A 15154-nucleotide genomic window follows, 5' to 3' on the forward strand; every position below is an offset into this window, starting at 1 on the left:
GCTGTCGATCGATCAAAAGGCGATATTGAATGAGGCGGACGCCGAAGCGCTCCGCAAGGCGTTGCCCTGTTCGGTCAGGTCGTCGCTGAACAGGTCGCCCAGGTCGGCATTGAGCGAAGAATCCAATTGGAACACTTTGAAGAAGCTCAGACCGAAGCCCAGTTGCGTGGCTTCCAGGTCGGTGAAATCTTTGCCGACGCCCAGGCGCAGCCGTGGCCAGTACCATTGCGTCGGCTGGGCCAGGAAAGCGAGGTTCATGGTCTGGCTTTCTTCGCCGAAGAGGTCGGTTTTTTGGGTCACGTCGAGGGAAGAGGCCAGCACCAACCGGTTGTTCAACCAGGACTGGCTGGCTTCGATGCCCAGGTGCGGGTACACCCGGTGTTCCTCGGCAAGGGACATGTCACCCAGGGACGCGAAATGTTCGGCGTGGAAGCATTCGGTTTGCTCGGTGTCGTCCGTCAAGTCTCCGCACGCGCCACCGAGAACGTTGTACTCCATCACCGGCCGGTTCACGTTGTACAGCGTGAAACCCAGTTGGGTGTTGTCGCGGGTCAGAGTCACGCCCAGGTCCAGCGCCACATCGTAGTTGTAGTTGTTATAGGCCGAGGTCAGATCGTCCTGAATGGTTTGTTGCAGGCTGTCGTCGCCACTGTCGGCGTCCTGGATCAGGCTTTTCAGCGGATACAGCCGCTTTTGCAGGCTGTGGGCGATCAGGGTGCCGCGCGCACCGGCGGTGGCGGATACGCCGAAGTTGTCCAGGAAAGTGATCGGCGGCAGCTGACGGGCATAGCCCAGATCCAGATTGAACACCTGAGCCTGCTTCAGGTAGATCGACGAGGTCGTGCGCAGAAAGTCGGTCGGTTCCAGGTCTTCATCGTTGTCGTTGGCGTCAGTGATCGCCTGGGCGTCCACATCGAACTCAATTTCGTCGTGCAACAGGGAAATTCGGCCCTGAGTCAGCGAGGAGACCCCGAAACTGAAGGTGCCCGTCTCCTGGAAATTCAGGTCCAGCGGTGTGAACGGCATGTGCACCATCGCGCCCGGCTTTGCATAGAAGTTGTCCGCCAGTAGAGCAATGTTGGTATCCAGCGCCGACTCCAGGTCGTTAATCTCCCCCAGCACATCGCCCACGGTGGCGTCGCCGTCTTCAAAGGCGGTAAAGGTTGCGTCGATGCTGTCCAGCCGGTCGCCCATGTCCTCGAACACGGTATTGAATTCACCCAGGCCGCGCGTTTGCACGTTGCCGGTGAAATCCAGGAGCGGGAAGCGGCTGAATTTGGTGCTGCCGAAGGTCGCCGAGGGGTTATACCGTCCCGACGTGCTGATTTCGGAATTACTGATCGCACCGACCGACGAGGCCGGACCCGGAGCGATGTAGTTGAAATTGCCCGCGAACGCGGGGAGGGCGAGAACAGTGCCGAAAACGACGGACAACCCCAGAGCGAATGTGCGAATCACCGTGACTACCTCTCTCTGTCGATGGGAGAAATCATAAGAACCGGACAGCTTTGCTCCATGAATATAGTCAGGGGTCGTCAATAATGTGAAGTAAATCACGGAAAATCGTTATTTATACCCGGACATTAGTTGATTTATTGGCGGATTTGATGCAGTTCACAGTTTTGGGTGGTTTGATCGCCGGATTATTGGCTGTTTTTTGGGCAATAGGGGTGGGGGCAGTGGTCGATCATGGTGGGCGGTGCCCACCCTACATGACGGTTTTTTCGGCAGTTTGGGTGAGGGGAATCATGGTGGGCGGTGACCATGAGTCTAGCGTCGAGTGGGTGGAGGGGGTATCCGGGGGTGTCTGAGGCAGGGACTGCCGAAGCCAAGCCCCCATGGATGGGTTTATGGCGACCCCGGATACCCCTACCACCCACTCGACGCGGGTTCCCGGCACTGTCTTCTACCGGCGGCAGACCCGAAATAGTCCTAATGTCCGACCGCCAAATGCCGATACCTGAATCAAACCCCGTGATTGTTCAGGAATGAGTGGAGCCCCCTTATGAACCCGATGTCCGGCCGGTCCCTGACGGCGACCCTAGTGCTGACCTTCCTGCTCAGCGGCTGCAGCCTCTGGCCTTTTGGCAATGACGAAGAAGAAATCGACACCATCGTCTCCGAAGTCCGGCAGATCAACGAAAAACTGCCCCCGATGGAGCCCATGGTCCTGCGCGCTTCCGGCTACGGCGCCATCAACCCCAACTCCACGGGGTTAACCCAGGTGCAGAAACGCCTCATCGCCATGCGGGCTTCCAAGCTCGACGCCTATCGAACCTTGGCCGAACGCGTCTACGGCACCCAGATCGTCGGCAGCTCGACCGTTGAAAACCTCGTCGTCCAGAACGACCGGTTCAAAGCTTTTGTCGATGCCCGAATCCTCGGCGCCAAGGTCGTCTACCAGGATCAAATGCCGGACGGCAGCTACGAAACCATGGTCGAAATGGTCATCGATCAGGGCTTTCGCAACTGCCTGGCCAACCAGTCCAACGGGCGTCGCAATACCCAATGCGCCTCGGAAATGGTGCACGATCTCGACGCCATCACCCGCAGCCAGTTGCGTAACCAGGGGCTGAATACCTCGGACGGCTCGGGTCTCTATTTCATCGAATAATTCTGTCCGGAACACACCCGGAAGGAGTGAACCCAGATGGCACGCCTGATATCGCCGTGGACGCCGATTCTGCTGATTACGCTGTGGCTCTGGGCCGGGCTCGCCCAGGCCGAACCGACCGATGAGCTGGTCCGGGTCGACGCCCGGGGGGAAGCCGAAATCCAGTACGACGACCTGAACAGCGCCCGGATGCGGGCCTTGCGCAAGGCGATCGAAAACGCCTCCATGCAGGTCAGCGCCCAGGTGCATTCCACCCAGGTTATGGAAAACGGCAACCTGACCGTCGACTACCTGCGCGTCAACAGCGCCGCCCAGGTGCGCGACATCCACATCATGAGCGAGGGCCGCGAGGGTGATCTCTACGCCGTGGACATCACCGCCCGCGTCGCCAGCGATCAGGTCTGCGCCAACGTCATGGCCAACCACTACCGCAAATCCGTCGCCGTCACCGGGTTTTCCATGGAACACCCCGAACAGGCCACGCTCGGTCACCTGGGCGCGGTCGATCGTGAACTGGCGGCTTATCTGGTCAATGGGCTGAGTGGCATGGCGGGTGTGCGTGCCCTGAACGCCAACGGCATGACCCTCTACCCGAACAATCCCTTGAGTGCGCCGACCCAGCTGTCGCCGCGCATGACACTGACCAGCGCCGTCGATGCCGCCAAAAGCCTGGGCGCGCAATTTGTCATTTCCGGGGTGATTCGGGACATGGCCATGGAGAACCCGGACGCACCCCGTGCCCGCCGCTGGGACGGTTGGCTGGAAAAGGTCGGCCTGAGCAAAGCATCGCGGACCCGGCATTTTGTCTTCGATGTTTTCATTCACGACGGCTATTCCGGCGCCCTGGTGTTCCAGAGCCGTTACAGCACCTATGGTCTGTGGAATGAACGGAATAATGCCCGGGTGGGTTTCGCCACCGGCAAGTTCTTCGGGACCGATTACGGCCAGGAGGTGGATCGGCTGATGCGCCAGGCCATGAGCGACATCCAGCAGACCATTCAATGCCAGCCTTTTATGGCGACCATCACCCAGGTCGACGGCAAGCGGTTGTTCGTCGATACCGGAGCCGCCAGCGGCCTGCGCCCCGGCGATTTTCTCAGTGTCTACCGCACCAGCCAGCATTTCGATCGCCAGGGCGAAGGCTTCTGGCAGATCAGCGATACCCGTCTGGTGGCTGAGGTGAAACAGGTGCAGCCGCATTTCGCGATCGCGGAGTTGTCGATCGGCAGTGAGCGGTTGAATTTACAGATGGACGATCTGGTGATGGGCTGGTAATAGGCATGGCTTCGTAGTTTGGATTAGGTCCGAAGGGCCGTAATCCAACGATGGTGGCTCTGGCTGGGCCAACGCCATTGGCATGATGTTGGATTACGGCTTTCGGCTACCGGAGCGCCGGCCGATCCAACCTACTTCCCCCTGGGAAGATAGGCGGTTCGATTCCCGTTCAGTCAAAGTTGTATTTATCCAGAATGGCCCGGTAATCCTCGGTTTTCATGAAGTCTTCCAGGGCCGCCGTGAATTCGGCGGCCAAGGTGTCCGCATCGGGGTGGGCCTTGGAAAACGCGATGTAGTTCGGTCCGCGATCGATCGGTGGCGTCAGGAAGCGAATCTTGTCCCTCACCCCCAGTTCCTCCGCATACAACGACAGAGCCGGCTTGTTGCCCACGCCGATGAAATTCCGGCGGGTCGCCAGTGATTTCAGCAGTTCTGCCTCGTTGTTCACCGGAATCTTGTTCAGGTAGTCCGCCTGATCGAACTGTTCACCGTGCCAGTAGCCGCGCACGGCCAGGAAACTGAAGTCCGCCAGGTCCCTCAGGTCGCCGTCGAATTCGACGTTCAGATGCTTGGGCACGGCCAGGTAGGAACTCTCGAACAGGTGAGGAGCATCGGTGTAGACGACGTCCCGGGCGCGCTCTTCTGTTTTAAAATAGAGAATGACCATGTCGATCTGGCCGATGCGCAGGAAGTACTGCACCCGGGCCCAGGGGAATCGGTGGTATTCCAGGTCGTAATCGAGGGAGTCGGCCACGTGTTCGGCGATCTCCACCGCCGCACCGCGCAGTTCATCGTCTTCGACGAAGTAAAAAGGGGGATAATCCAGTTCGCCCAGACCGACGTTCAGTCGATCGGCCGCGGTGACCAGCGGGAACAGCAATGTCAGGGCAGCCCAGAGATGGCGCGGTTTCGGCATGAGACAACAGACCGTATGGCTTGTCTGAACAGTATAGAAGGGCAAGGCCTTCCGTGACAGTCACACCCGGTAAATATTACTGACTGAAGACCACCCCCGCCGTATCGCAAAACAGTTTCAGGCCGCTGTCGACATTGAGCATGGTCAGATAGTTGTTCCAGACATAGCCGGTATCGAGCGCGACGAAATCGTCGTCGCCGGTACGGCCCATCAACGCCGCCCAGTGGCCGAACAACAGGGTGTGGTTGCGTTGCACCGGCCATTCGAACCAGGGTTTCATGCCCTCGGGCGGCTTGTCCGCTTCAGTCTTTGTTTTCAGTTCCAGTTGGCCGTCCTGCCCGCAAAAGCGCATGCGGGTGAAGGCGTTGGTGATGTAGCGCCAGCGTTCGATGCCGGTCAGGTCGTTGCGCCAGCGTTCCGGCTCGTTGCCGTACATGGCGTTGATGAAGGTCTTGCACCGGTCCGGGTCCGCCAGGACGCACTCCAGTTCGTAGGCCCGATCGATCGCCTCCTCATCGCTCCAGATGGGCGGAATCCCGGCATGGGTCATGATCACCCGGCGCTGTTCGTCGCGCAGCAGCAGCGGCTGGTGACGCAGCCATTCGATCAGTTCGGGGCCATCAGGGGCCTCGAGCACGGCATCGAGGTCCGGGTTGCTCTTCAACGGCTCGTCGGCCAGGGCCAACGCGACCAGGTGCAGATCGTGATTGCCAAGCACGGTGCGCGCTGACGCACCCATCGAACGGACCAGGCGCAGGCTGCCGAGTGAGTCGTGGCCGCGATTGACCAGATCTCCGGCCAGCCAGAGCTGATCCAGGGCGGGGTCGAATTTGACGCTCTCCAGCAGGATTTCCAGGGGCTCGCGGCACCCTTGCAAGTCGCCCACGGCGTAGAGTGTCATGCGGAGGACTCCGTACGGCTGAGATGATTGGCCAGCATAACAAAATCTCGAATACTGAGGTTCTCGGCCCGTTCGCCCGGATTCAGACCCAGGGATTCGATCGCCTCCGCCGACATCAGCGGTTTGAGGTTGTTGCGCAGCGTCTTCCGGCGCTGATTGAATGCCGTGCGAACGACAACCGCCAGCTTGTCCGGGTCGTCCGCCGGGTATTCGATGGTGGTGCGCGGGTTCAGTCGCACAATGGCCGACTCGACCTTGGGTGGCGGCGCAAAAGCCCCGGGCGGGACGGTGAACAGATACCGGGCCTCGCAATAATACTGGATCATGATGCCCAGGCGACCGTAGGCGTTGTCGCCGGGCGCGGCGCAGAGCCGCTGGACCACTTCCTTTTGCAGCATGAAGTGCATGTCGTGGATGTGGTCCGAGTAGTCGAGCAGGTGAAACATCAACGGCGTCGAGATGTTGTAGGGCAGATTGCCCACCAGACGCAGCGGCCGGTCGTCGGTGACCAGGGTGTTGAAATCGAAGGTCAGGGCGTCGGCTTCGTGGATGCGCAGGTTCTCGTGGCGGAAAAACTGGGTTTTCAGAATCGGGATCAGGTCTCGGTCCAGTTCGACCACATCCAGCTCGCCGCCGGTCGCTTCCAGTAGCGGTTCGGTCAGCGCACCGCGCCCGGGGCCGATCTCGACCATATGCTGACCCGGTTTGGGTGCGATACTGCCCACGATGCGATCGATGATGCCGGCGTCGTGCAGGAAATTCTGGCCAAAGCGTTTGCGCGCTCTATGCATGTGTTGTACTCCGATAAAACGCCATGTCGGCGGCGGTGCGCAGCGCCACACCCAGGGACGTGTCGCTGGCGCGACCGGTGCCGGCCAGATCCAGCGCGGTGCCGTGATCGACCGACGTGCGGATAAAGGGCAAGCCCAGTGTAATGTTGACCGCCGCGCCGAAGCCTTTGTATTTCAATACGGGCAGGCCCTGGTCGTGATACATGGCGAGCACGGCGTCGGCGCGGTCCAGATAATGCGGCTGAAACAGCGTATCGGCCGGCAGCGGGCCTTCCAGATCCCAGCCCAGCGCCCGCAATTCGGCAAGCGCCGGTTCGATGACCTCGATTTCCTCGCGGCCAAGGTGACCGCCTTCACCGGCGTGAGGGTTCAGCCCGGCGACCAGAATATGCGGTTCGGCGCAGCCGAAATCCCGCTGCAGCGAGGCGTGCAGCACGGCCGTCACCCGTTTCAGCCGTTCGGGGGTGATCGCCGCGGGCACGTCGGCCAACGGCAGATGGGTGGTCACCAGAGCGACACGCAACCCTTCGGTGGCGAGCATCATCACCACCTGTTCGACGCCGCTTTTCTGTTCCAGATATTCGGTGTGACCGGTGAAGGGGATGCCGGCCTCATTGATCACACCCTTGTGGACCGGGCCGGTGACCAGCGCCGCCCGGTGGTTCAGGGCCAGATCGATCGCGGCATCCAGGGTGTCCAGCACGTAGGGTGCGTTGGCCGGGTCCAGTTTCCCGGCCTCGCTTGGAGCCCGCAGTTTGACCGGCCAAACCGGCAAAACGCCCGCTGTATGAGCCGTCAGGTGGTCGGGATCGGCGATTTCGGCGATCTCGACGGACAATTCCAATTGGCGGGCCCGGTCGCGCAGCAGGTCGGGATCGGCGATGGCGAACATCGGTCGATCCAGCGCGTTCATGGCCTGTTTCAACACCAGGTCCGGGCCGATGCCGGCCGGTTCGCCGGGAGTTACGGCCAGGGGCATAGTCACAACCGAACCTCCACGAAGCTCTGGGCGCGCAGTTCCACCAGCCAACGCTGTAACGACTCTTCGTATTTACGCTCCGACAACGTCTGGCGGACTTGCTGGCGCAGCACATCCAGGCCCACGTCCTGAGTCCGCTCGCCCTCGACACGCAAAATGTGGAAACCGAACTGGGACTCGAACACCGGGCTGACCTCGCCTTCCGGGATTTCGCGCACCATGCGGGCAAAGGCCGATACGAATTCGTCGGGCTGGCGCCAGCCCAGATCGCCGCCGTCCCCCTTGCTGCTGAGATCGTCGGTGAATTGATTGGCCAGTTCCGCCATGCTGGCACCGGTTTGGATCTGGTTGCGCAGGTCGTCGAGCAGGGCCTGCGTCTGTTGTTCATTGAGCAGCACGTCCGGTTTCACGAGAATATGCCGGACCTTGTATTGCGTCACTTGCACCGCTTTGCGCTCTTTCTTGTCGACCAGTTGCGCCATGTGCAAGGCGTCGCCCTGTTCGATCAACACCGCCTCGCCCAGTTCCAGAACCGGCACCACGGTGCGGAACACGCTGGGCAGGTTGTCCACGGTCCGCAGGCCCAGGTTGCGCGCCTCCGGCTCCCGCGAGAGATCCGCGCCGGCATCCAGCTCGGCCTTCAAGGCTTCCGCTTCGGCACGCTCATCGACGCTGAACCGCCGATACACCAATTCGAATTCCGCCTCCTGCAACGACTGGCCGGCCAGTGTCTTCAAATACCGCTCGACCTCGCCCTCGGTCACATTAATGCTGCGCCCCACATGCTGACGCCGAACCTGGCTGATGGTCAGCTCCTGCCGGATCTGCTCGCGCACGGTCTGATAATCCTGACCGCTTTGCTGAACGGCGGTCACGAACTGTTCGATGCTCATGTTCTGCTGCTGGGCGAGCCGGCGAACGGCATCGTTCACCTGGCTGTCGGTGATGTTCAGATTCATCTGCTCGGCCAATTGCAGTTGCAGCCGTTCCTGAATCAACGCATCCAGCACCTGCTCGCGCAGCACCTCGTCCGGCGGCAACACCTGTGGGTTGCTTTGATACTGTCGACGGATCTGCTGCAACCGCTGACTCAGTTCCCGCGCCGTTACCACATCCTCATTGGCCACGGCCACGATCCGATCCAGCAGCTCGGCCGCCTGGGTTTGGATGACAGTCGCGAATGCCAGTCCAAGGGTGATTGCGCACGTTCTCAATATTCGCAAGGTGATTGCTCCTGAGTTTTTAGGCCCTGGGTTCTACTGTGGTTTGTCCAGGGCGGCTTAATCCTATTTTGTGGTTGTGGCCCCCGACACTGTCGTGCGGGGTCGCATCAGATCACTTTTCCAGTAGGGTGGGCACTGCCTACCATGGAAGAATAAGTTGACGTTGAATTATCCCACCGGACGATCATTGTTTCCCGTGTTTGTATCTCAAGGATGGTGGGCAGTGCCCACCCTACAGGTTCCAGTTGGATTGTCATGATTTTGGCTGAGGTTCGAGTGTCAGGGGCCGGGGTAGCTTATCCAGGGGAGTCCGCAGCATGGATGCTGCGGTCTAGCTTACAGGGAGGTATTCACAGCGACCCTGGATAAGCTACCCCGGCTCCTGACACGTATTCCAGGCACTCAATTAAACCGTGCCGTGGCCAACCCGGGCAACCAATCAAACCATCAACGGTAAGTAAACAACCGCCCCCGATACCCGGGCACTTTCTCGTCCAGCAGGGATTCGACGGTACCGGTACTGCCGCCGAGGCCCTTGAGGGTGAATTCGAACTTGATGCCACTGTCGGTGCGGCTGGCGAACAAGCCGGTTTCGGTGGTTTCCTCGTCATCCTCGTCCGGAACGCTGTTGAACCCCACCAAACGTACATTCCAGCAACAACTGTCATAGTCTAGGCCGTACACCAGATCCGTGTAACGGAAATCGTCCGTTTCAACGCCATCCTCCAACGGCTTTTCCCAGTTAGCGTAACCAATGACCGCCAGGTTTTCACGCAAGGGCCAATAAGTCGAGACCGCCAGGCTCTGGGTACCTTCGCCCTCGGTCAGATTATCGCCGGTAATGCCGACGCGCAGGAAACTGCGATTCGGCGGCAGCAGGGTCACATCCAGCGAGTAGCCGTCCAGGTCCCAGGTACGGTGTTCCCATTGGGCCGAGGCGTTGATCTGGAGGTGGCGTTCCGGTGTCCAGCGGGCGTCGAGGTAATTGGGGCTGTATTCGGGTACGAAATCCGGGTCGATCTCTTCGGCGTCTCCCTCGGTGACGCGTTCCTGGCTCAGTTTCAGGCCCTTGCTGACCCCCAGAAAGACGATTTCGCTGCCGCTTTCCCGATCCCGCAGCCGGGTGTCGAGGGCGGCGCTGACCCGGTTCATGTCGCCGACGCGGTCGAGGCCACTGAAGCGGCTCTTGGTAAACAGCTTGAAGTCGTTGTCCACGGCGCTGGTGTTGAGGTCGGGCAGGTGGTCCTGGTCGACGTAGGGCGTGTAGGTGTAATGCAGCCGGGGTTCGAGCGAGTGGACGACCAGGCCGTCGGCCGTGGCATAGGGCCGTTCCAGGATCATGCGGCTGTCGGTGGTGAAGCGCCAGGCCTCGGCGTCCGGGCTTTTCTGAAAGTCCTCGTCCTCGAAGCTGAAATTGGGGTCGAGTTCGTTGATGCGGTCGTAGGCCCAGTAGATGCCTTCGATTTCCGGGCGCAGGTAACCCCATTCGACGTCGAACGGATAGGACAGGCCGGCATTGGCGTAGTAACGATGCGTGGTGGTGGCGTAGGTGACCTGGTTGCCGGTCAGGGCATCGAGCCGTTCTTCATCCAGTTCACGGGTGAAGCGGCTGTAGGTCAGGGTGTTGTTGAACGTGAGCGAGCCGGGCAAACCGAGTGGTTGGTAGCGCAGGCTGGCCTCGGGCAGTCGTTTGAGGCCGTGCTGGGCGGCGGTGACGGTGTCGTCCTTCGGTTCCTGCCATTCCCCGAGAATCGACGGCGAGAACTGACCGATGCGGGTGGAGGCGTTGACCGAAGCGGTGTGGAATTTGGATTCGCTGTCCTGCACCGGGGTCGTGGCCTTGGTGTTGACCCGCACCGTGCCCGTGGGCACCTGCTGGATAAGCCCCAGGTTCAGTTTCTGGTCTTCGACCGGGTCGCCGCCGTTGTTGAAATTCTGGTCGTACTGAATGTCGCTGACCCAGCGGGTATCGAGGTTGTAGCTCGTGCTGTCGGTCAGTTGGCCGTTTTGCCGGTGGCGCACGGCCCAGCGCTGGACGTCCTCGGCGTTCGCGGTCTCGTCCTGGAGTTCGGCGTCGTTGCGCAATTGCCAGTCGATGTCCGAGATGCCGTTGTGGTTTTCGGTCAGGAAGCGGAATTCGTTGCGGGCCAGCCAGCCGAGATCCGAGAAGTAGTGCAGCGTCAGGGTGTCGTCGAAATTGGGCGCCAGATTAAAATAGTAGGGCACCGCCAGTTCACTGAAGCTCGGGCCTTCGCCGAGGCCGTAGGTGGCGGTCAAAAAGCCGCTGCGGCGACGGTCGTCGATCGGAAACGACACATAGGGGAAGTAGAATACGGGAATCGACTTGATTTCGAAGCGGGCGTGCCAGGCTTTGGCGATGCCGGTGTCTCGGTCGACCTCGAAGGAGGCGGCGCGGATCTGCCATTGCGGGTCCTGCGGCATGCAGCGGGTAAAGGAGGCGCTTTGGCCTTCGAGGTAGTTGCCGCCACTGCGGTACAAGGTCCGGGCCGAGCCGTGCATGTCCTGTTCGTGCAGGGCGAAATGGGCGTTGTCGACGGTCGAGGTCTGGTCGTCGAAATTGAGGTCGGCTTCCTCGCCGGTGACCAGGATGCCGATGGTGCGCAGCCGGACATGGCCCAGCAGTTCGCCGCTGTTGCTGGGTCGTTCGTAGATGAATTCATCGGCCTGAGCGCGGAAGGTGTTCTGGCGGGCGCTGACGTTGCCGACCAGGGCCGCGCCGTCTTCGGAGATCTCCCGGCTGTAGTCGAACAGGAAGGTGATCGGGCTTTGCTCATTCGGCAGGTTCGGGTCTACAGTGGGATCGAGCTTGAGCGGGTCGACGAAACCGCCCGGACAATATGGCGCGATGCCGACCTGTTCGCTGGCGGGCAGTGCCTCGAACGGCCGCCAGTCTTCCAACACGGGATTGTCCTCGGCCGTGACCACGGACGGTACACAGGCTGCCAGCAGCAAGGCCCGGAACGACGGCAGGGTTGGACGGTTGGATATCGGCATGTGCCCCGAAGACTGGCCAAACAAGGAAGCGGCATGATACCGGAAAGGATGAGGGCACGACAGACCGGGGCGGTAGGCAAAGCGGGTCCTTCGGGGTAAGCTGACGGACCTTTTACATCGGTGTTCGACGGAGGACAACAGCCGTGCGGTGGTTTGGCAAAGTAGTCGGCGGTGCGATCGGGCTTTACACGGGCGGCGTGGTCGGCCTGGCGCTGGGCGTGCTGTTGGGCAATGCATTTGACCGGGTACAGGGTGGCCAGGCCGAAAGATTCGTACGCGGGGCCCGCCGCGGTGTGTTGCAGACCGTTTTCTTCCAGGCCACGTTCCGGGTGATGGGTAAGCTGGCCAAGGCCGATGGCCGGATCAGCGAGTCGGAGATTGAAGTCGCCCGTCACATCATGTCGCGCATGGGCCTGGATGAAACCCAGCGGCTCGAAGCCATGCGGTTGTTCAACGAAGGCAAGACGCCGGAATACGACATCATGCCGATGCTCGACGAGCTGCATGAAGTGATCGGCCGGCGCACCTCCCTGGCGCAGATATTCCTCGAAATCCAGTTGCAGACGGCTTACGCCGATGGCGAACTGAGCGCCAGCGAACAGCGGGTGATTCAGTTGATCTGCAAGGCGCTTGGCATCAACAAGCTGCAATTCGAGCTGATTAACCAGCGCATTCGGGCGCAGATGCAGTTTGCCCGGAGCGGCGGCGCCACACGGGCGCGCGGACCGAGCCTGGAGCAGGCGTATAAGGTGCTGGGTGTGGAATCGTCCGCCAGCGAGGCCGATCTGAAGAAAGCCTACCGGCGACTGATGAACCAGCACCACCCGGACAAGCTCGTCGCCAAGGGGCTGCCGGAGGAAATGATGTCGATCGCCAAGGAAAAGACGCAGGAGATTCAGGAAGCCTACGAATTGATCAAGCGGGAGCGGAAAACCGGGTAGGGTGTATGTGTTGGATTACGGCCCTGCGGGCCTACCGAAGCGTCGGACCGATCCAACCTACGTTAGAGACCTGTGTCTTGAAACCCCGGGATTCGTCGCTATTCATGGAAGTTCCATGAATACGAATAACGAGACACATCATGCCCATTTCCACTGAGTTACTCCAGGCCGGACAGGACGGCACGCCTCTCATCCTGATCGAAACCGACCAATTTGAAACCTGGCTGGCCGAGCAACCGGCCGAGCGCGTTCGCTGGCTGAACGCCAGCGGCTTCAAAGGTAAAGGGCACGCTCTGGTGCCGGGTGACGATGGCTTGTCCGCGGTGGTGGTGGGCGTGAAGTCCCTGCGGGACGCCTGGCTGCTCGGCGATGTGGTCAACAAGCTGCCGGCCGGTCGCTATCATCTCGACATCGATTCCGAAGCGCGTGAGCGGGCCGCCTTGAGCTGGCTGCTGGGCGCTTACCGGTTCGACCGCTACAAGAAAGCGGAGCCGGTTGAGGCGACCCTGGTGATCGACAGCCCGGCGCAGGTCGAGCGGGTGCGCAAGCTGGCGGACGGCGTCGCCCTGGTGCGCGATCTGGTCAATACGCCCGCCGCCGACATGATGCCCGAGCACCTGTCCGAACGGATGGCGGACCTGGCCAAGACCTTCGGTGCCGAATTCACCGAGATCGTCGGTGAGGACTTGCTCACCCGGAACTACCCGACCATTCACGCGGTCGGCCGCGCCTCGGTCCATGCCCCGCGTCTGTTGGACTTGCGCTGGGGGGATGAAAACCACCCGAAAATCACCCTGGTGGGTAAAGGCGTCTGTTTCGACAGCGGCGGCCTGGACCTGAAACCGGCCAGCAACATGCGGCTGATGAAGAAGGACATGGGCGGTGCGGCTCACGTGCTCGGTCTGGCGCAGATGATCATGGCGCTGAACCTGCCCATTCAACTGCGGGTACTGATCCCGGCCGTGGAAAACGCCGTCGCCGGTAATGCCTTCCGTCCGGGCGATGTGCTGACCACGCGCAAGGGCTTGACCGTCGAGGTCGACAACACCGACGCCGAAGGCCGGCTGGTGCTGTGCGACGCCCTGGCCGAGGCCGATACCGAGAATCCGGAGCTGATCGTCGACTTCGCCACCCTGACCGGTGCCGCCCGGGTGGCGCTCGGCACCGAGTTGCCCGGGTTTTTCTGTGATCAGGACGACGTGGCCCGGGAATTGGTTGAAGGCGGCAAGGCCAGTCAGGACCCGGTGTGGCAGTTGCCCTTGTTCGAGCAGTATGAGGACATGTTGAAGAGCGATATTGCGGATCTGGTCAATTGTCCGGTGTCGCCGTTTGGCGGAGCCATTACCGCCGGCCTGTATCTGAAACGCTTCGTCGACAACAGCCCCTGGGTGCATTTCGACATCATGGCGTGGAACCAGCGGGCATTGCCGGGCCGGCCGGTGGGCGGTGAAGCCTTCGGTGTGCGGGCCGTGTTGGCGATGTTGGAGGCGCGGTATGCGTAGGTTGGATTAGCCCGAAGGGCGTAATCCAACATTGGAACCGGGGGCACCTTCACCACCCCCGGGCCCAAACTCCCCCGCCAACGCCACAAACTCGTTCAAATACGGCGACGCCTCATCAACGCTACGTATGGCGGCGTACAAGGTCCCTTTCATCCCGTTTTCCCCCAACGGCCGCGAGGTCAACGACGTCGGTTGCTGCGAATAGCGCAGCACCCAGTCCGGCAGTGCTGACAGACCCCGACCGCTGGCCACCAACAGCAGGATCACCGCAGTCAACTCCGACTGTCGGATCGCCCTGGGTTCCACACCCGCCGGTGTCAGAAAATGCTTGAACACGTCCAGCCGGTCGCGGGATACCGGGTAAGTGATCAATAACTCCTCGCGCAGATCCTCGGGGTCGACAAAGTCGCGTTCAGCCAATGGATGATCCTTCGCCATGACCAGGCGCCCTTCGTAGTCGAACAGCGGGCGGAACTGCAGGTCGCTGGCCTCGAACGGGTCGGAGGAGATCACCAGGTCCAGCTCGCCAGCGCGCAGAGCGGTCATCGAATCGAAGCTGAGACCCAGGCGGATGTCGATTTCCACCGCCGGCCAGTCGGCCTTGAACCGTTCCAGTACCGGCATCAGCCAGTCGAAGCAGGCGTGGCATTCGATGGCAATGTACAGCCGGCCGATCTCACCGGACGCCATGCGGCTCAGTTCGTCCTCGACCCCGGCCATGCGCGGCAGCACCTGACCCGCCAGTTGCACCAGCTTGAGCCCGGCCGGTGACAGCCGAATCGGTTTGGTGTGGCGCAGGAACAGCGGCACGTCGAAATAGTGTTCCAGTGTCTTGATCTGGTGGGAGAGGGCGGACTGGGTGATGTGCAGGCGTTCGGCCGCCCGGGCCAGATTGCCGGCCTCCTGGATGGCCTGAAGACTTTGCAGATGACGACGCTCAAGAAACATTATGAATTTCGCTTGTAAAAAGTGTGAGAAACATGAGATAGCATTGAAT

12 protein-coding genes are annotated in these 15154 nt (G+C 61.0%); 4 read left to right on the forward strand and 8 right to left on the reverse strand.

Translation table 11 applies throughout. From position 1 onward, the window contains the following. Window positions 1-12: 12 nt before the first annotated feature. Window positions 13-1458: a conjugal transfer protein TraF gene (traF, locus tag IE111_RS05175; RefSeq protein WP_189607431.1), complete on the reverse strand. Its 1446-nt coding sequence runs from the start codon at window positions 1456-1458 to the stop codon at window positions 13-15. Between the two features lie 547 nt (window positions 1459-2005). On the opposite strand from traF, the gene IE111_RS05180 reads away from it, so the two are divergent. Together IE111_RS05180 and IE111_RS05185 are read left to right on the forward strand one after the other, a co-directional pair. Beyond that, entirely contained in the window at window positions 2006-2614 is a 609-nt protein-coding gene (locus tag IE111_RS05180; RefSeq protein WP_189607432.1) for an LPP20 family lipoprotein, read from the forward strand. Window positions 2615-2650: 36 nt separating this feature from the next. Beyond that, window positions 2651-3889, forward strand: a complete 1239-nt coding sequence (locus IE111_RS05185; protein WP_189607433.1) for a flagellar assembly protein T N-terminal domain-containing protein — start codon at window positions 2651-2653, stop codon at window positions 3887-3889. 169 nt (window positions 3890-4058) lie between these two features. Here IE111_RS05185 and IE111_RS05190 read toward each other — a convergent pair whose 3' ends face one another. The 6 genes from IE111_RS05190 to IE111_RS05215 all read right to left on the reverse strand — a co-directional run bounded on the left by IE111_RS05190 (window position 4059) and on the right by IE111_RS05215 (window position 11714). Further along, entirely contained in the window at window positions 4059-4805 is a 747-nt protein-coding gene (locus tag IE111_RS05190; protein ID WP_189607434.1) for a substrate-binding periplasmic protein, read from the reverse strand. 76 nt (window positions 4806-4881) lie between these two features. Further along, window positions 4882-5706 carry a symmetrical bis(5'-nucleosyl)-tetraphosphatase gene (locus IE111_RS05195; protein ID WP_189607435.1) on the reverse strand — a complete coding sequence of 275 codons (825 nt, stop codon included), beginning with the start codon at window positions 5704-5706 and terminating at the stop codon, window positions 4882-4884. Continuing rightward, window positions 5703-6497 carry a 16S rRNA (adenine(1518)-N(6)/adenine(1519)-N(6))-dimethyltransferase RsmA gene (rsmA, locus tag IE111_RS05200; RefSeq protein ID WP_229805232.1) on the reverse strand — a complete coding sequence of 265 codons (795 nt, stop codon included), beginning with the start codon at window positions 6495-6497 and terminating at the stop codon, window positions 5703-5705. The genes IE111_RS05195 and rsmA overlap by 4 nt, the downstream gene beginning before the upstream one ends. Further along, on the reverse strand, window positions 6490-7476 hold the full coding sequence (gene pdxA / locus IE111_RS05205) for a 4-hydroxythreonine-4-phosphate dehydrogenase PdxA (protein ID WP_189607631.1): 987 nt from the start codon (window positions 7474-7476) through the stop codon (window positions 6490-6492). Before pdxA ends, rsmA begins: the two co-directional genes overlap by 8 nt. A gap of 2 nt (window positions 7477-7478) precedes the next feature. Then, complete coding sequence (locus tag IE111_RS05210) at window positions 7479-8699, reverse strand: peptidylprolyl isomerase (protein WP_189607436.1); 1221 nt, start codon at window positions 8697-8699, stop codon at window positions 7479-7481. A gap of 447 nt (window positions 8700-9146) precedes the next feature. Beyond that, entirely contained in the window at window positions 9147-11714 is a 2568-nt protein-coding gene (locus IE111_RS05215; protein ID WP_189607437.1) for an LPS-assembly protein LptD, read from the reverse strand. A 143-nt stretch (window positions 11715-11857) separates the two neighbouring features. On the opposite strand from IE111_RS05215, the gene djlA reads away from it, so the two are divergent. Both djlA and IE111_RS05225 read left to right on the forward strand, forming a co-directional pair. Further along, complete coding sequence (gene djlA / locus IE111_RS05220; RefSeq protein WP_189607438.1) at window positions 11858-12655, forward strand: co-chaperone DjlA; 798 nt, start codon at window positions 11858-11860, stop codon at window positions 12653-12655. 140 nt (window positions 12656-12795) lie between these two features. Next, entirely contained in the window at window positions 12796-14157 is a 1362-nt protein-coding gene (locus IE111_RS05225) for a leucyl aminopeptidase family protein (protein ID WP_189607439.1), read from the forward strand. Between the two features lie 6 nt (window positions 14158-14163). Here IE111_RS05225 and IE111_RS05230 read toward each other — a convergent pair whose 3' ends face one another. Next, window positions 14164-15105 carry a LysR family transcriptional regulator gene (locus IE111_RS05230; RefSeq protein ID WP_189607440.1) on the reverse strand — a complete coding sequence of 314 codons (942 nt, stop codon included), beginning with the start codon at window positions 15103-15105 and terminating at the stop codon, window positions 14164-14166. Window positions 15106-15154: the final 49 nt, after the last annotated feature.

This window comes from Saccharospirillum salsuginis (genome assembly GCF_014651855.1).
GTDB lineage: Bacteria > Pseudomonadota > Gammaproteobacteria > Pseudomonadales > Natronospirillaceae > Saccharospirillum > Saccharospirillum salsuginis.